General features: G+C 58.7%; 19 protein-coding genes and 1 pseudogene. 10 read left to right on the top strand and 10 right to left on the bottom strand.

Annotated elements, in window-relative coordinates:
* Window positions 1-114: 114 nt before the first annotated feature.
* Complete coding sequence (locus ACQ5BM_RS34280) at window positions 115-1,023, top strand: LysR family transcriptional regulator (protein ID WP_429820752.1); 909 nt, start codon at window positions 115-117, stop codon at window positions 1,021-1,023.
* A gap of 195 nt (window positions 1,024-1,218) precedes the next feature.
* On the opposite strand, the gene msrA is transcribed toward ACQ5BM_RS34280, so the two are convergent.
* From msrA to ACQ5BM_RS34265, 3 genes are all read right to left on the bottom strand, one after another.
* Window positions 1,219-1,734 (bottom strand): peptide-methionine (S)-S-oxide reductase MsrA, encoded by a 516-nt coding sequence (gene msrA, locus ACQ5BM_RS34275; protein ID WP_429820750.1) that lies wholly within the window; start codon window positions 1,732-1,734, stop codon window positions 1,219-1,221.
* A complete protein-coding gene (gene msrB, locus ACQ5BM_RS34270) occupies window positions 1,735-2,178 on the bottom strand; it encodes a peptide-methionine (R)-S-oxide reductase MsrB (RefSeq protein ID WP_429820748.1) in 444 nt (147 codons plus the stop codon). It lies immediately after the preceding gene.
* Window positions 2,179-2,289: 111 nt separating this feature from the next.
* On the bottom strand, window positions 2,290-2,445 hold the full coding sequence (locus ACQ5BM_RS34265) for a DUF1127 domain-containing protein (RefSeq protein ID WP_429820747.1): 156 nt from the start codon (window positions 2,443-2,445) through the stop codon (window positions 2,290-2,292).
* Between ACQ5BM_RS34265 and ACQ5BM_RS34260 the strand changes: the two genes are divergently transcribed.
* Both ACQ5BM_RS34260 and ACQ5BM_RS34255 read left to right on the top strand, forming a co-directional pair.
* Window positions 2,434-3,348, top strand: a complete 915-nt coding sequence (locus tag ACQ5BM_RS34260; protein WP_429820746.1) for a TetR/AcrR family transcriptional regulator — start codon at window positions 2,434-2,436, stop codon at window positions 3,346-3,348. The genes ACQ5BM_RS34265 and ACQ5BM_RS34260 overlap by 12 nt on opposite strands.
* A 43-nt stretch (window positions 3,349-3,391) precedes the next feature.
* Window positions 3,392-4,300, top strand: coding sequence for a LysR family transcriptional regulator (locus tag ACQ5BM_RS34255; RefSeq protein ID WP_429820744.1), 909 nt, complete (start codon window positions 3,392-3,394; stop codon window positions 4,298-4,300).
* On the opposite strand, the gene ACQ5BM_RS34250 is transcribed toward ACQ5BM_RS34255, so the two are convergent.
* Complete coding sequence (locus ACQ5BM_RS34250) at window positions 4,297-5,253, bottom strand: alpha/beta fold hydrolase (RefSeq protein WP_429820742.1); 957 nt, start codon at window positions 5,251-5,253, stop codon at window positions 4,297-4,299. The genes ACQ5BM_RS34255 and ACQ5BM_RS34250 overlap by 4 nt on opposite strands.
* Window positions 5,254-5,643: 390 nt before the next feature.
* On the opposite strand from ACQ5BM_RS34250, the gene ACQ5BM_RS34245 reads away from it, so the two are divergent.
* Window positions 5,644-6,084: a VOC family protein gene (locus ACQ5BM_RS34245; RefSeq protein ID WP_429820740.1), complete on the top strand. Its 441-nt coding sequence runs from the start codon at window positions 5,644-5,646 to the stop codon at window positions 6,082-6,084.
* Window positions 6,085-6,179: 95 nt separating this feature from the next.
* Window positions 6,180-7,499 (top strand): epoxide hydrolase family protein, encoded by a 1,320-nt coding sequence (locus tag ACQ5BM_RS34240; RefSeq protein ID WP_429820738.1) that lies wholly within the window; start codon window positions 6,180-6,182, stop codon window positions 7,497-7,499.
* Between the two features lie 241 nt (window positions 7,500-7,740).
* Here the strand turns inward: ACQ5BM_RS34240 and ACQ5BM_RS34235 are convergent, their stop codons facing one another.
* The 3 genes from ACQ5BM_RS34235 to ACQ5BM_RS34225 form a co-directional block, all read right to left on the bottom strand.
* Window positions 7,741-8,046 carry a hypothetical protein gene (locus ACQ5BM_RS34235; protein ID WP_429820736.1) on the bottom strand — a complete coding sequence of 102 codons (306 nt, stop codon included), beginning with the start codon at window positions 8,044-8,046 and terminating at the stop codon, window positions 7,741-7,743.
* A gap of 510 nt (window positions 8,047-8,556) precedes the next feature.
* On the bottom strand, window positions 8,557-8,799 hold the full coding sequence (locus tag ACQ5BM_RS34230) for a CopG family ribbon-helix-helix protein (RefSeq protein ID WP_429820734.1): 243 nt from the start codon (window positions 8,797-8,799) through the stop codon (window positions 8,557-8,559).
* Between the two features lie 607 nt (window positions 8,800-9,406).
* A complete protein-coding gene (locus tag ACQ5BM_RS34225; RefSeq protein ID WP_429820732.1) occupies window positions 9,407-10,951 on the bottom strand; it encodes a Fic family protein in 1,545 nt (514 codons plus the stop codon).
* Between the two features lie 47 nt (window positions 10,952-10,998).
* Here ACQ5BM_RS34225 and ACQ5BM_RS34220 point away from each other — a divergent pair, with 47 nt between their 5' ends.
* Window positions 10,999-11,130 (top strand): hypothetical protein, encoded by a 132-nt coding sequence (locus ACQ5BM_RS34220; RefSeq protein ID WP_429820730.1) that lies wholly within the window; start codon window positions 10,999-11,001, stop codon window positions 11,128-11,130.
* Between the two features lie 130 nt (window positions 11,131-11,260).
* Here ACQ5BM_RS34220 and ACQ5BM_RS34215 read toward each other — a convergent pair whose 3' ends face one another.
* On the bottom strand, window positions 11,261-12,079 hold the full coding sequence (locus ACQ5BM_RS34215; protein WP_429820728.1) for a DEAD/DEAH box helicase: 819 nt from the start codon (window positions 12,077-12,079) through the stop codon (window positions 11,261-11,263).
* 204 nt (window positions 12,080-12,283) lie between these two features.
* On the opposite strand from ACQ5BM_RS34215, the gene ACQ5BM_RS34210 reads away from it, so the two are divergent.
* The 4 genes from ACQ5BM_RS34210 to ACQ5BM_RS34195 all read left to right on the top strand — a co-directional run bounded on the left by ACQ5BM_RS34210 (window position 12,284) and on the right by ACQ5BM_RS34195 (window position 14,005).
* The gene (locus ACQ5BM_RS34210) at window positions 12,284-12,550 is read left to right on the top strand and encodes an antitoxin (RefSeq protein WP_429820726.1); all 267 of its coding nucleotides are present in this window, start codon (window positions 12,284-12,286) and stop codon (window positions 12,548-12,550) included.
* Window positions 12,547-12,984 (top strand): type II toxin-antitoxin system VapC family toxin, encoded by a 438-nt coding sequence (locus ACQ5BM_RS34205; RefSeq protein ID WP_429820724.1) that lies wholly within the window; start codon window positions 12,547-12,549, stop codon window positions 12,982-12,984. The genes ACQ5BM_RS34210 and ACQ5BM_RS34205 overlap by 4 nt, the downstream gene beginning before the upstream one ends.
* Window positions 12,985-13,361: 377 nt before the next feature.
* Window positions 13,362-13,643, top strand: a complete 282-nt coding sequence (locus ACQ5BM_RS34200) for a toxin-antitoxin system TumE family protein (RefSeq protein ID WP_429820722.1) — start codon at window positions 13,362-13,364, stop codon at window positions 13,641-13,643.
* Window positions 13,640-14,005 (top strand): helix-turn-helix domain-containing protein, encoded by a 366-nt coding sequence (locus ACQ5BM_RS34195; protein WP_429820720.1) that lies wholly within the window; start codon window positions 13,640-13,642, stop codon window positions 14,003-14,005. Before ACQ5BM_RS34200 ends, ACQ5BM_RS34195 begins: the two co-directional genes overlap by 4 nt.
* Before the next feature lie 87 nt (window positions 14,006-14,092).
* Here the strand turns inward: ACQ5BM_RS34195 and ACQ5BM_RS34190 are convergent.
* Window positions 14,093-14,401, bottom strand: a pseudogene (locus tag ACQ5BM_RS34190) (helix-turn-helix domain-containing protein); the annotation flags it as partial.
* A 175-nt stretch (window positions 14,402-14,576) separates the two neighbouring features.
* Complete coding sequence (locus tag ACQ5BM_RS34185) at window positions 14,577-15,587, bottom strand: IS30 family transposase (protein WP_429820718.1); 1,011 nt, start codon at window positions 15,585-15,587, stop codon at window positions 14,577-14,579.
* Between the last annotated feature and the right edge of the window lie 287 nt (window positions 15,588-15,874).

Here is a 15,874-nt window from a genome sequence, read left to right as displayed (position 1 = left end):
GCTTTGCCGATTTTTCACGGCCAAGCTCCGTTTCCACGATGCTTAAAGGGATAGACCTTCCCTTCGGCCCGTTCGACGCCTAAGTTCGCAAGAGGGTTTTCGAAAAATAGAAACATGAACTGGAACGATGTCCGCTACTTCCTCGCAGTGACACGCCAGGGCGGCCTCACCGCCGCTGCGCGTGAGGTGAAGGCCAGTGCTTCGACGGTCGCGCGACGAATAGAGACCCTTGAATTCGCATTGAAAACGCGCTTGTTCGAACGCAGACCAGAAGGCTACGAGCTGACGGATGCAGGCCGCGCCATGGTTGAAAAGGCGACGGCGATTGAAACCGCAATGCACGAGCTGGAGGGCAGTTTTTGCGGGCATGATGGTAGCGTCTCGGGAACGGTGAGAATTATCACCGTCGATGCGCTTGCCCATCGTCTCCTGATGCCAAGCCTGCCGGCGCTGCAGGAGGCCTATCCCGACCTCTCGTTGGGAGTTGTGGTCAACGCCGCATCCTTCGCCCAACTTCCGCAAAGGGAAACGGATATCGGCCTGCGGCTCTGCCGTCCCGAACAGGGCAATTACGTGGTACGTCGGATCGGTATGATCGCATTCGGCCTCTATGCGTCGAGCGACTATCTGAAGCGCTATCCTGTTCGGGAAGATCAGCTGCCCATCACCGGCCATCGGCTTATCACCTGGGGAGACCCCCTGTCGTTTCTCTCCCTTCCCAAGACGTTGCGCTCATGGGTCGATAGCGGTGTCGCCAATTTGACGGTCGATTCCATGCAAGCGCAGTTGTTAGCGATGAAGGCGGGCAACGGCATGGGCGTGCTGCCGTGCATTCTCGCGGACAAGGAGGAAGGGCTAGTCCGGGTCAAGCCGGACCTTTGCCGGCAGGAAGATCCTATCTGGCTCATCGTCCATGAGGGGGTTCGCGGCGCGAAACGCATCCGCGTCGTCTGCGAGTTTCTCGAGACCATCGTGAAGCAGGGACAGCGGGCGCTTTCGGGGGGTATCCCTAACGAACATTAAGGCGCAAAACGCGAAGCCTAAATGTTGCAGGGCTGGTGCCTCTACATCTTTTGGAAGGCCGTACACTCCCTGTTTGCGGACAATATCGAGGGCTGCGCGATGAACGTGGTCGCAAAGACGCCCTTGGTGTCGCCTCAGATTAACGAAAATTCGGGCAAGCTGCCTGCCCGAATTCACGCCGACATCGGACCCCGGTTATTCAGCGGCTGAGCGCTGCGGCAGAATCCAGTTCTGGCGCGGGAAGTGGCAGGTGTAACCGTTGGGATAGCGCTCCAGGTAATCCTGGTGTTCCGGCTCGGCTTCCCAGAAATCTCCCACGGGCTCCACTTCGGTCACGACCTTGCCCGGCCACAGGCCTGAGGCGTTGACGTCAGCAATCGTCTCCTCCGCTACCCGCTTCTGCTCGTCGTCGACGTAGTAGATTGCCGAGCGATAGGACATGCCGATGTCGTTGCCCTGCCGGTTCTTGGTGGTCGGATCGTGGATCTGGAAGAAGACCTCCAGTATCCGCCTGTAGCTGATCGTCCCCGGATCGAAAACGATCTCGATACCCTCGGCATGGGTGCCGTGGTTGCGGTAGGTGGCATTGGCCACATCGCCGCCGGTATAGCCCACCCGCGTCGCGATGACCCCGGGAAGCTTGCGGATCAAATCCTGCATCCCCCAGAAGCAGCCACCGGCCAAAACAGCTCTTTCAGCTCTATCGGTCATTCAGATATCCTCCACCTGATTGATGAACCCGCCGTAACCCTCCACCTCCATCTCCTCGCGGGGAATGAAGCGCAGGGCGGCGGAATTGATGCAGTAACGCAAGCCGCCTCGATCCCGAGGCCCGTCAGGAAAAACATGGCCAAGGTGACTGTCACCATGTTTCGAGCGCACCTCGGTGCGGATCATACCATGGGAACGGTCCTGTAGTTCCTCGACATTGGCAGGCACGATCGGCTTGGTAAAGCTCGGCCAGCCACAACCGGAATCGAACTTGTCGGCCGAGGCGAACAGCGGCTCGCCGGAAACGATATCGACATAGATCCCCGGCCTCTTGTTGTCATTGTACTCGCCCGTGAAGGGACGCTCGGTCCCGCTCTGCTGCGTTACGCGAAACTGCTCGGGCGTCAGCTTTTGGATCGCTTCGTCTGTCTTTCTGTAGGTCATTCCTTGTCTCCAATAGGTGTGCTGCTTGGAACCAGCCGTGAAGCTGCGACGCGGGTGCTCGGCTTCTTTTGCGCGATACATCGTTGCGCCGGCCCCCGCGCCCAGGCTCCGTCACTGGTTGAACTGTCGGCGAGCGATATCGTCGATTTCGAAGCGGTAGATGCCGATGTCGTCCAACTGGTGGTCGTTGTAGCGCCCGAGTTCCCGAGCGGTGTGGCGGTAGCGCTGATGTGCGCGGATCCTCGAGATAAGATAGTGCATGATCATGAGGCGTTGCTTTCTCCTGCTTGGCGGCGTCGGGCAATTGTCCCGATTGGCCTCCAAACGATACAGTTCTTTATCGATAGATGCTTAAATATACCGATCTGTATCGTTTGGCAATCCTGCCCACGGGAATGTGTAGCTGCGCTACTGAGCGATGCCGGTTCGAGCGGCGCTGAGCATAGAGCAGGGCGCCTTGGCAGCCCGGTGCTTGCGTTTCTCGGGCAGCGCGATAAAATGACACAAAGCTGTTTTGTTTTGGAGAATGACATGCGCCGTTCAGAGATCCGCGGCCATCTGCTCGATACCGCCTTGCGGCTGTTCAACCTGCACGGCTACCAAGCGACCGGCATCGATCTCCTCATCGCCGAGGCAGGGGTGGCCAAGACGACGCTGTATCGTCACTTTGAAACCAAAGAGGAGCTTATCCTCGCTGCTCTTGAGCGGCGTGATGAGGAATCCCGCGCTGAAATGCGGATCTTTGTCGAGCAGCGTGTGGACGATCCCTATGAGCGTCTTCTGGCAACCTTCGATTTTCTGGAGGCCTCGGTTCGGGACAAGCAGTTCCGCGGCTGCATTTTCATGAGCGCTGCCGGGGAACACAAGGAAGCTGTCGATCCGGTGTTCCGCGCCGCCTTGATGCACAAGCGGCTCGTTCTCGCCTATTTCGAGGAACTCGCCCATGCCGCCCGTTTCGTGGAACCGAAACGCGTCGCAGACGCGATCAACCTCCTGCACGAGGGAGCGACCGCCGTTGCGCAAATGACACGGACGGGCGAGCCGGTCCGGCAGAGCAAACGCATGGCGGAGAACCTGCTTGCGCAGGAGGTGCGCGCTCCTTCGGAACCGCAGGGAAGGAGCGCGGGTACGGTACCGCATGCAAAGACTTCGAACGCGGGCAGAGCATGAGATCATAACGTCGTAAGCAACGTCAGATGCGCCGGGGGGTGCGATGGATCGTCTCGAAGCAATGAAGATGTTGCTGGCAGTCGTCGACGCCGGCAGCATCTCGGCGGGAAGCAGGAAGCTGAATGCGCCACTGCCCAGCGTCAGCCGCAAGGTGGCCGAACTCGAACGGCACTTGGGCGCGAGCCTGCTCGTGCGCACCAGCCGCAATCTTCAACTCACCGATGCGGGCAGGGAATATGTCGAGGCAGTCCGCAGGATCATGGCGGATCTCGAGGAAGCCGAACGTCGGGCATCCGGCGAGTACCAGACGCCTCGCGGCACCCTGACGATCACCATGCCGGTCGAGTTCGGCGCGCGCTACGTGATGCCGATCGCCCTCAGCTATATGGAAAAATATCCGGAGGTGTCGCTCAACCTGCTCTCGCTCGACCGCACAGTGCATCTCGTGGAGGAGCAGGTCGATATAGCCATCCGGTTGGGCGACCTGGCCGATAGCTCTCTCTACGCGGTCAAGGCCTGTGAGTTTCGCCTGCTGACCTGCGCCAGTCCGGCATATTTGCAGCGCCGGGGCGTGCCGAAGCATCCGAGCGATCTCGCAGACCACGAGGGAGTACTCTTCAACAAGAGGACATTCTTCTGGACCTTCGACGTCGACCGCCACGAGGTGGAGGCGGTTCCACGCAACCGTCTCGAGGTTAACACCGCGGCCAATTGCGTGGCTGCGGCGGTTGGCGGAGCCGGCATCGCCCGCTTGTTCGATTATCAAATCCCGGACGAGCTCGCTTCAGGCGCCCTCGTGCCGGTTTTGGAGGCTTTCGACCAGGCGCCCCAACCGATCCACATCGTTTATTCTGGACAGGGTCAGTTGACGCTGAAGGTGCGGTCCTTCGTCGACTGGGCGCTGCCTCGCCTACGTGCGGCCTGCAGAAGAGGCGAGGCGTCGCAGGCCTAATTGGCAAAGGCAGCCCTAACCTTTTGGACAGTAGTCGCCGGATCCTGCAGATGCGGGAAATGGCCTATACCTGTCAGTATGTCGAACTGCGAATTGGTTCGCTTCGCGAACTCCCTTCCCATCTCTGGCCTGATGTAGATATCGTTTTCGCCCCAGATCACTTTGACCGGAGTCGCGAGCCTGCCGAGGTTGGCTTCGAGATGGTCCTCGTCGCGCGTGAAATGGGAATAGTAAAAGGCGAAAGCGTCGGCGCTCGTTATGCCATCTCGCAGCCAGGAATCCTTCATATCCGCTTGTATCTCGGGCGGCAGTTCGTACTGGGCATCGGATGCAAGGCCGCGACGATGGACGTTTGCTAAGATTTCGCCGCTGGTCTTGTTCATATAGGCACGCGTCGGCGTCGCCGTCGGCTCTGTCTTGAGGTTTTGCAGGCTCTCATACATGTACTGCGGCCGGTTCAGCGGCGCGAAGTCGCCAACGATGATCGTCATCGCCACGGTTGGTTCGTCGAGCGCCAGCAATAGTGCGGGCAGGCCGCCGATATCCGAGGCGTAGATGACCAGATTCGATCGGTCGATGCCCGTCTTCTCAATGTAGGCCTTGAGAATCTTGGCGTAGTCTCTCGGCGAATAGGAGAACTGTGACGGCGAGGGGCGCGACGACTGGCCATATCCGGGCCAGTCGAAAGCGTGGACCTCGTAGTCCGTGCTCAGTGTCGTCGCGATCTCTTTCCAGACGGCCAGCGTTTCGGGGAAGCCGTGCAGGAAGAGAACCGTGCCCTTGGGGGAGGCCGGACGGGCAACCAAACGCCGCAGCGTAACGGTCCCGTCGATCTTGATGAAGTCGATCTTCGGCTTCATCGCAGGGATGGCTGCGCCAGCCTGGACTGACGCTGCCGATGCAATTGCCACGGAAGCGGCGGTCGCGAAGTTCTTCAGGGATGGGATAACCATGTCAGGCGTCCTTCTGGTCAAATCCAAATCTGATGCGAAGATCCGATATGCAACGGGTCGCTGGCAGATGGCATTTGTGAGAGGAACCCTCTTGAATTGAGCAAATGCCCCGCGGTCGCAGGCCGCCCATTCCCATGCGAGAGGTCTCCATCAAACGCAGATGAGAAATCTCGTCTTGGCGTTGGCCCTTCTTCCAGCGTCCGGCTCTTCGCTACAGCCGTCCCGATCGAACCAGGTGTCCGCGTGAGAGGATGGCTCTCAATTCCGCTGGGTGCCGGCCGCCCGGCCGCGTTCTTAGATCTCCGGTCATTCGCGGATCGTCCGATTTCGACAGCGATCCCAAGCGAAACAGCGAGACGAAAATCGCTCGCATCAAAAAGGAAGATCAGAATGAACGATACAACATCCGCTTCGCTACATGCGATCCAAGAACAAGCCAGAGCGCTCCCCGGCCACTCGACCGTCGGTACCAACGATCTCGATGCCGCTGCCGACTACTACGACAAATTGCTCGCCGTCTTCGGTATCGGTCGTGTGCTCGTTCAGCCGGGACGTGCCGTCTACTATGGGCATCGCGCCCTCGAGTTCGGCGTGCTCAAGCCGTTCAATGGCGAGACGGCCATTGCCGGCAATGGTACGATGACTGCCTTCGAGGCCCGCTCGCGAGCGCAGGTGGATCTCGCCCATGCGACGGCCCTGGAAGCAGGCGGCTCGGACGAGGGAGCTCCCGGTCCGAGAGGCCCTGATGGCGGTGACCCCTACTGCGCCTATTTTCGCGATCCGGAAGGAAACAAGTTCCTCGTCTACCGTACAGGTCCCGACGAGGTCTGACGATCACCGCAGCCCGGGACCTCGCCGCCACTGGCGAGGCCCAGCGCCGAGTCCAAACCCAGTCGATTGTGCGCGTTTGTAAAGGAAACTCTCAAATGGACCTGGAAAACAAGGCTCGAAAGAGCCAGGTCACGCGGCGCTCGTTCCTGCTCTCGGGCGCTGCGATCGGTGTTGCGGCAGCGGTGCACCCTGCGTCCGGCGCGACCGCCAACATGAATACGTCGATCAAAAGCGACGATATCCGTCCGTTCAGGGCCGCCATTCCCGAGACGGCTCTCGCGGATCTCAGGCGCCGTCTCGCGGCAACGCGCTGGCCGGACAGCGCGACCGTCAAAGACCGCTCCCAGGGCGTCGAGCAGCGGATGCTCCAGGAACTCGTGGCCTACTGGCAGTCCGCCTATGATTGGCGCGGAGCGGAGCGAAAGCTTAACGCGTTTCCTCAATTCCTGACGAACGTCGATGGGCTGGACATTCATTTCATCCACGCGCGCTCACGCCATGAGGGCGCACTTCCATTGATCATGACTCACGGCTGGCCCGGTTCGATCTTTGAGCTGCTGGACGTGATCGCCCCACTAACCGACCCCACCGCCCATGGCGGCAAGGTCGAAGATGCTTTCCATCTTGTCATCCCTTCGATCCCCGGATTCGGCTTTTCGCAAAAACCAACCTCTACGGGTTGGGACGCGCAGCGGATTGCCATGACCTGGGACCGACTGATGAAACGACTCGGCTACAACCGCTATGTCTCGCAAGGGGGCGACTGGGGCGCCATCATCAGCGACGCCCTCGCGCGTCAGGCACCGGAAGGGCTGCTCGGTATCCACGTCAACAGGATTGAGCGCGCGACAACGTTTCCAGTCGACGCCGCGCAAGCGCTGAAGAGTGGAGGGCCGGCTCCCGACAGCTTGTCAGCCGACGAGAGGAAGGTTTTCGACGAGGCGCGTGACTTCCTCAACAACGGTTTTGGCTACGCTTCGATCCTCAGCACGCGTCCGGAGACGGTCGGGTACGGGCTTGCGGATTCTCCGGTGGGGCTAGCGGCCTGGCTCTACGACAAGATCGCGGATTGGGTGTTCACACGCGGCAATCCGGATCAGGCTTTGAGCCGAGACGATATTCTGGACAACATCACTTTGTACTGGCTGACGAATACCGGCCCGTCGAGCGGACGTATCTATTGGGAAAACCTCAAGGCAGGAGCGAAGCTCACTGCTGCTAAAATTCCTGTCGCCGTGACCGTGTTTCCAGGAGAGGTCTATCGGCCGCCGCGAAATTGGCTGTCAAAAGCTTATCCGAAGCTCGTGTACTACAATCGCGCGCCGAGAGGTGGACACTTTGCTGCCTGGGAGGAACCGGAACTCTTTGCCGAAGAGGTCAGGGCAGGTTTCAAGGCCATGCGTGTTCGGAATTAGACTTCGAACCCAGAATGGCGAGCCGGTGGCGTATCGGCAAGCGTGCCACGGAGCTTCCTCGATCTATGCTCTATGAATCGCATACTGACGCCATATTATTGCCCATTCGCCGGGTGGGCGCCGAGAGGCGTTCCACCGGCTGCAAGCACATGCCCCAAGGAGATCAATCTAGAATTGCGAACGGTACTCCGGTTGGGATAGCTCGATTGGATCCTGTTCCTCGCCGTGCCGGCGCGAGTGCTCAAATTCCTGACCCGTCGAGTTCTTGGTCGTCGTCGCCTTCCCAGGGGGAAGGCATCGCGCTGCGAGTGAGGTTGGCCGAGGGCATCGGCATCCAGCACTTCAATTCCGGCTCGGCGTACTCGATGATGCGGCCGGGCGAGGAATCAGAGGCGCGCCAACCTTCTGCGCCGAACTGATCGCCATTCGACCAATATGCGAGGTCAACTTCTGCCGCCCCCTGTTCGGACGGACGGATCGTGACGAGGATCCGACTGCCATTCTTCGGCGCGCTTGCCATGTGGCGCCATTGGTCTGGCTCGGCCATTATTTTTTCCTCCTGTCTTGCTGCAGGTTGCAAGTGTGGCCTTGCTACCGAAAGCGGTCAACCCATACTGCCCGCCTGGGGAGGGTGACATTCCTATATTGTGGAAACAGGATTCTTCAACTTTTCGGCTGCATATTTGAAGATGACGCAAAGTGGTAAAATTAGAAACGTCGTTTATTGTTGTTGTTTCAAGCGGAATAATTTTGCGTAATACACGGATGCAATTCGCGGTTCGGGTGGAACTGTTCAGTGTTGCGCGGCCGGGTCTGCGGCGGACGACCCCAGCTTGCAAATAGACTCTCGCTTTGGGTCCACCCTGCCGCTTTCAACTGCGCAAGGGCTTGCTGCTCTGCAAAGGCGTACCCGCGGGTACCCTTGATAGGTCCGACGCGACCCATGGCCGGCTGACTCGCTAGATTGTCCGCAGCCGAAACGATGCGTGCTACGACGCGCGCGGCAGCCTCGGGATCGTTTTGCCGATTTGGTCGAGCCTTCGGACAGCGTAGCTGCTCATGCTTTGCTAGCGGCCTTTAAGTACTTTGCCACCACACTGGCCAACTCGTTCACACCGGCAAACTCGCCGCGATCAGCCTCATCTATACCAGCTTGTATCTCGGCCAATTGCCATTCCTCTCTTGAGTCTTCAATGGCCCGGGCGGTTAAATAGGCACGAGAGTGATCAGAAAGCGCGGCTATCCTGTCAAGCTTTTCAGCAATTTCGTCTTGCACGCGCACAGTGAAAGCGGCGGTCATTGTCTTAACCTCATTGGTTCATAGTTAATATTGGTGAACGATGTTGTTTCGCCAAGGACGACGCGGCCAGTTGTCTACACAACGAGTAAACAGGAGACGACGGCTCCGACCGCCCAACGTTGACATTGGCCAGCGTGTCGAGAGGCGAGAGTGTCGCATCCCTAAAATACTTACTACACACAATGTGGCGGCCAGGTTGAAATGTCCGCCGCTGAGCAAAGATACGTCTTCAGCCATTTAGAAATACGACACTCGGCATGTCCACTTGCGCTGCGGCAAGCCTCCGACCGGACCGGTTGGGCCGGGTTGCAAGGGAAGGGAGGGGGCGGGTGGGGGACCTTCGGTCTTAGCTTTGAGGGTTTCAATCGTCGCGCTCCTGGGGAATGATCTGAATTGGATCGACACTCCGGTTGGTGCACTCGTGAGCACAGCCACGCTTCACCAGTCTTGCTGCCAAACATTGACGTTTGACCGGCCTCCCAAGAGGCAATGATAGTCAACTGGGCTCGTCGCGCCACAGGTTGATAAGCGGCTCTAAGGCCCACCGGTACAAGGGACGAGTTTCCGCAAGGAAGCACGCAAGCCTCGCTCTCTCGTCGATGAGGTTTCAAAGATTTGGACGAAGGTCTGCGAATATGGCCTCGATCTGAACGGCCTCCTCGTCAGCCAGACCTGCAAACTCCCGTTCGCGGGCACGCTTCGATAGCCTGCCGCTATTCTGTCGCAGGAACCGGAACAGGAGATCGAGTAGCCGGTCCGGCATGTCGACAATCCCCTGAACCCTGTCTTTGAACATATCGTATGCTCTTAGGAACGCGGTCTCAGCCGGCAAGTCGATTTCGACCGTGTGCGCCACGCAGGCAAACAGGAATTCTGCATGCGGCGTCGCGTCGAAAAAGCGGTAGAAATCGACCGTCTCGTTCAATACCTCGACATTGCCGCGATCATTCGACCTCCAATGAATCTGTGGCAGCACGCGGCGTGAATAGCTTTCCAGCACCTTACGATAGTCGTCGATCTGATCCAGGATGGCGGCGGAAACAGGAAAAACCAAGCCGGGCGGATTGAAGCCGCGCTCAGCCAGAACATGATGAATGAGATAGCGGTGGAGACGGCCGTTCCCATCTTCGAAAGGATGGATATAGACGAAGCCGAAGGCTAGGACGGCGGCAGCAAGCACCGGGTTGAGCTCTCGGGCCGCTCCCCTGTCGAAGGCGGTCAACCCGTTGATGAGTTCCGGCAGATCCTCATGTCGTGCGCTGACATGGTCAGGTATGGGGGCTCCGGTATGGCGGTCGTGCTCGCCGACGAAGCCTCCCTCGGCGCGCAATCCCAGGTGCACAAAGCGCGCATCGCCGATGACTATGCGCTGGAGGCGCTCCAACTCCGCGCGGTCGATCGGACGACGGCCTGCCTCCGCGATTGCCTGGCCCCAGCGCTGGATGCGGTCTTGAGGCGGGTCCTCGCCTTCGATCTGAAAGCTCGACCTGGAATCTTTCAAGAGCAGGAACGCTGCCGTTCGCGCCAGTAGATCAGCCGGCACTTCTGCAATCAGGCGCCGAGCCTCGTCGGCCAGATTACGCGCCACAAACGTGTCGAGCGCCGCCGTCCGAAAGACCATAGGACAGAAGGCCGGCGTTCCCGGCAGATTGTTTTTCACGCGATGGCGAGTGGATGTTGCACCCCCCGTCGCCCACTGCTGGTCAGGATCGACCACAAGGGCGTAGGTGCCTTGGGTCGCATCAGGAAGATCTAGCCGGGTATCAAGTAGCCATTCGTAAAGGAACCACAGCCGCCGCGCATATGAGCCCGTCGGAGACGCCCGCACGATGTTGCTTATCGCATCGGGGCCAGTGGCGCGAAACAGCGCTTTAAGGGCTGCTAAATCCAAGCCCTCATAGCGCAGGGCAAAAGTCAGATGGCCGATAAGATCGGCATCAGGCGTGTGCCGCGGCGTATAGATATTCCAGTCGTCAGCCTGATAGACTTTGTGGCGTGGACCAATGGCCGCCAGCCTCCGTGGCAGTGGGACTGGCAACTCATATGCGTCGATTAGAGCAGCATATCCCGCAGGGGTCGCTTTCTCTGGCAACCAGCGTCCGTGAAAAACGCTTACTGCGTCTGAATATGGCTTCCGCTGCGACGCATTCATGAATTTTGATATCCGTACGTGAAAATCAACCCCTAGGAAAGAGTTTCATGAAAACTGATAACATGCAAGCGCGGCTATGTGCGGAACGGACGCTACTTCTGAAGCTCAATCATACGAGCGTCGTAGGCATATCGAAGCAGAACGAAGAGTATGGGGGAGCCGGCTGGGGCTTCGCCTAAAGTCACTGCGGCGTAGCGGCCTTCGGTCTGGATCCTAGGCGATTGTGCTTACGACAACACAGCCCGGGAGTCGTTCTGAGAATAAGCCCCATCTGCCAAGTGCACTCCGCTTCCCGCAGAGAGCGGGCGGCTACTCGATCATGTAGCCCAGCGCCCGATAACCCGCACGTCGCTTCGCAGCCATCCGGACCAGAACCGGGACGGCGTTGTCGACATAATCAACGACCAAGACGTCTTTCTTGTCATCATGCTGGCGATGGAGCCGGCCGACATACTGTGCCAGGGTCCCCTTCCAGGCGATCGGCATCGTCAAGAACAATGTGTCGAGCCGCGCATCATCGAAGCCTTCACCGATATAGCGGCCCGTTGCAAGGATCAGGCGCTCGGCGTCCCCAGGGACATTCAATGCCATGTTGGCTTGCTTACGGTCCTTTGCGGACATGCCGCCGCACAGTACCACGAGATTTCTCACGAATGGCGAGAACCTCTCGTGAAGATAATCGAGGTGGTCCTTTCGCTCTGTCAGGACGATCGGCGAACGCTTCGCCTCGAGCGATTTCAGCACATCATCGAAAATGAGATTGTTCCGCCCGCTGTCCTGCGCCAAAGCGGCATAGATTGCAGGTATGGAAGGGCGTTCGACCGAAGTCAGGGACGGCGGCAATTCAAACTTCGTCGCACGATCGCGAGCGCGATGGCGGATGCCACGTTCGGCAGCTTGAACTCTTGCGTCGACCCGATGACGAACGGGGCCGCATTGCATGAAGATGATGGGATGATGCCCGTCCTTCCGAGCGACGGTCGCGGATAGACCCACCACGTATCGTGCCTTGGTCCGGCGAGCGACAAGCTCAAAGCTGGCCGCTGATAGATGATGGCATTCGTCGACAATCAAATGGCCATAGTCGGCGACAATGTCGGCAACGTCCCCAGGAGCAACATAGAGCAAAGGCAACTCGTGTTTAAGGGCAGGGAAGTGGGCGAAAGGCTGCTTGGAAGAATATGGGCAACGCCGAGATCCCTCTAATCGACGCCTATGGCAACGGATCGTCGTTTGCACGAAACTGGACCTCACGGAGTAGGTCAGGCTCTCGCTTGAAATCTCTCTCGCCGGCTTGTATATGCAGATGTATATGCAGAAGAGGAGAATTTCATGCCGCAGATCAGACACAACGAACCTCCTGCAAGGGAAGCTAAGCTCTTCCGGAATAACAGGAGCCAGGCTGTCCGTATCCCGGCTGACTTTGAGCTTCCTGGCGATCGAGTGATGATCCACCGCGACGGGGATCGGCTTATCATAGAGCCGGTGCGCCGCAAGAACCTGCTGGAAGTCCTGGCGGGTCTGGATCCCCTTGGGCCTGAAGATCAGTTCCCCGATATTGACGAGACTTTGTTGCCCGCCAAGGAGATCGACCTTTGAGCAGCCTTTTCATGCTGGACACCAATATTGTGTCCGAGCTGGCCCGGAACCCGAGAGGGCAGGTCGCTGAACGCATTGCTGAGGTCGGATCGGAGGCAATCTGCGTCAGCATCATAACGGCGGCAGAGCTACGTTATGGATGCGCCAAGAAGGGATCCCCGAAGCTGCTGACCCAGATCGAAGCCATTCTCGGAAGCATTTTGGTGCTCGCACTAGACGTGCCTGCCGATACAAAGTACGGCGACATCCGGGCCGGCTTGGAAGGCATGGGCAAACCAATCGGCCCAAATGACCTATTGATCGCTGCTCACGCCTGTGCCGCCGGAGCAGTCCTCGTTACGGCCAATGCCGGGGAGTTCATGCGCATTCCCAACCTCCACGTTGAAAACTGGCTGGAGTTGACTTCAAGGCAATCAAAAGGCGCGGCCCGCTGACGTTCGTACCACACAAGACACACAATGTGGCGGCCAGGTTGAACTGTCCGCCGTTGCGCAAAGTTAAAATGTCACTTGGATACGTCTTCAGCCATTTAGAAATACGACACCCGACATCTCCGCTTGCGCTGAGGCAAGCCCCCGACCGGACCGGCTGGGCCGGGTTGCAAGGGAAGGGAGGGGGCGGGTGAACCAGTTCGACGGGACGGTAATCGACCCCATCGCGGAAGAAACCGAAATCGAGGCCTTCCGTGAAGTAGCTGAGTGATCAGCCCCTAACCGGTCGCGGTCGTCTCCGCCGCGACTGGTCACTAAAAAAGATCGCTTGGTTGCTGTTCTCATTGACAACAGAGCGGCGTGTTGTTATGGATAACAACATGAAAGCCGTGCTGATCGAGAAATCCCGAAAGGTCATCAACGACGCGGCCTTTTTTGAGGTCGTGTTGTGGCATTTGCCGGAACCGGTACCGGGCAGCGCACATCCGTTCAAATACAGGCTTGCGCTCGTCGTGAATGGAGAATGCGTGCTCCGGTATGACAACGAGCGCGGCAAAGGCGATCATCGGCACATCGGTGCTCGCGAGGAAGCGATAGGATTTACCACCCTCGAAGCTCTCTTCGATGCCTTTCAGGCGGATATGGAAAGGATACTGGGATGACGACGCTGACTGTACGTTTGGGCACGATCGACGACATCAAAGCCCGGTTTGTTGCGGCAGGCAAGCTCGCACTGTCCGGCAAAGCCGTCGAAGCGAGACCGTCCGTCGAGTTTTCGAGCTATGATGACTTGCACCGTATTCTAGCCCCCTTGCGTCTCGCCATCATTAAGGCTCTGGCCGGACAAGGCCCGCTTCCCATCCGCGAGGTTGCCCGGCGCGTGGACCGTGATGTGCAGGCCGTTCATCGCGACGTGACAACACTTATCAATGCGGGTGTCATCGATCGGCATGAGAATGGTGTCGAGTTTCCGTACGACGGCATCCATTTCGAATTCGATGTGACCGCCGAAAAGGCGGCTTGATCGCGCCGTCACCGCATGGCCCTTCCGCAGATCGGCGCCAGCTCCGCCCACGGCGGATCGAACGCCGCGGCCGGAATGAGAGGAGCCCACGTGATGCAGTTCGTTCAGCTCGCGCGCCAGCGTCGGACCGAAATCCAGATAGCGCTCGCGGATCAGATCCAGCGGCGCATTGCGAAAATCTTCGCTGTGGCGCCGATTGCTTGGCCGCGATCGCTTCTTTGAAACCAGACCGGCCGCACCGGACCGGTCATAAGCCTGCAGCAGCCGGTGCATCTGACTTCGGCTGAGCCCGAGCAGTTCGGCTGCCAGGACAACGCTTAGGCGTCGATCATTGATCTTCTGAATGACTTCGAGGCGATGCAATTCTTTCTGCGACATGGTGATCAAGGAGGACATCACGACTCCGAACGCTCATGGTCTCCACCAGGCGGAAGGTCGTCATCCTTGCTCCCAACGTTGACATTGACCAGCGCGTCGAGAGGCGAGAGTGTCGCATCTCTAACTGGCCTATATGTCGCATCTCTAAAATGCCGTGTGAGTTCATGCCGAACTGCGACTTGCGCGTGCAATGCTAACCGACACGTCGCATATGCGCGAGTAGTTTCTTGCGGAAGACTTCCGCGGGCGTTCGGTAGCCGAGGCATTTCCGCGGTGTCGAGTTAAGCTGATCGCAGATGTCCTTGAGGTCACCATCAGTGATCGACAGGGGATCAACCTCTCTCGAAAGCCATTTGCGCGCGCGGCCATTGGTGTTCTCGACCGTGCCTTTCTGCCAGGGCGACTGCGGATCACAAAACCATGGCTGCGCTCCAATGCCAGCCTGCAGATAGGGCCACTCGCTGAACTCAGTGCCACGGTCGAAGGTGATGGAGCGTCGAGCAGCGTGGGGCAGGGACTGCAGCACCTGGATCAGCCCTTCCATGATCGGCCGCGACTGGCGGTCGTTGTTGCGGAGGAGGACGGCAAAGCGGCTGACCCGCTCAACCAGCGACGTCACATTGGCCTTGCCGAACTTCTTGCGAAACTGAATGAGATCGCACTCCCAATGTCCGAATTGCTTGCGTTCGGCCACCGAGTCCGGGCGGTGGAGTATGTTGAGTTCTGGTCTGAAACGACGGCCATGGCGCCGCCTGGCGTGCCGTGGCCGACGTCTCGCACGCCGTTCCGGCAGATGTCGCCATAGCTTGATGGCCTGACCGTCTGGTGAATAGGCGAATTTGTAGATCGTCTCGTAGCTGACGGAAATCGGATGACGCTCCAGCCGCATGCGGCCGGCGATCTGCTGCGGCGACCAGCCATGCATGATCCGCTCGATCACCGATCGGCGCACATGCGCAAACCGAGCAAGCTTGCGCAGCTTGGCTCTGCGCTCACGCGCCATCTCATTGGCGGTGACGCAGTAGTAGCCGCTGAGCTCCGGCATTTGCGCATCCTCAAAAGCATTGCGGCTGAGCTCACGGAAAATCGTCGAGCGGTGCCGCCCAAGCTTCTCGGCGATAACAGTGGCACTGAGGCCAGCCGCTCGCCAGCGGGCGATCCTACGACGTTCGTCTATATCAATTTGGGAGTAGGTGCGTCTCATGAGCCATTCCTTGCGAGTGACAACCCATTGGTATCTATCGCAAGTCGCACTTCATCCTTGAATCCACCCCCGCTACACACAATGTCACAGCTATTTAAAGATGAGACAAAGTAGTCAACTTAGAAATGCGACGTCATTCTATTCATTATTACGTGATTTGCAAGTTGCTATATTTACACAGTACGCAGACGCTAGCCGCCGGCCGGGTGGAGCTGGTCAGGGTTGCGCAGCCCGGTCGGCGGCGGATGGCTCCAGCTGCAAGATAGACTTTAGCTTTGACATCCCGA

Origin of the sequence: Ensifer sp. B1-9, from assembly GCF_050474445.1 — a bacterium.
Classification (GTDB): domain Bacteria; phylum Pseudomonadota; class Alphaproteobacteria; order Rhizobiales; family Rhizobiaceae; genus Ensifer.
The sequence above is the reverse complement of the archived record's forward strand: the minus strand, read 5'-3'. Positions and strand labels throughout refer to the sequence as shown.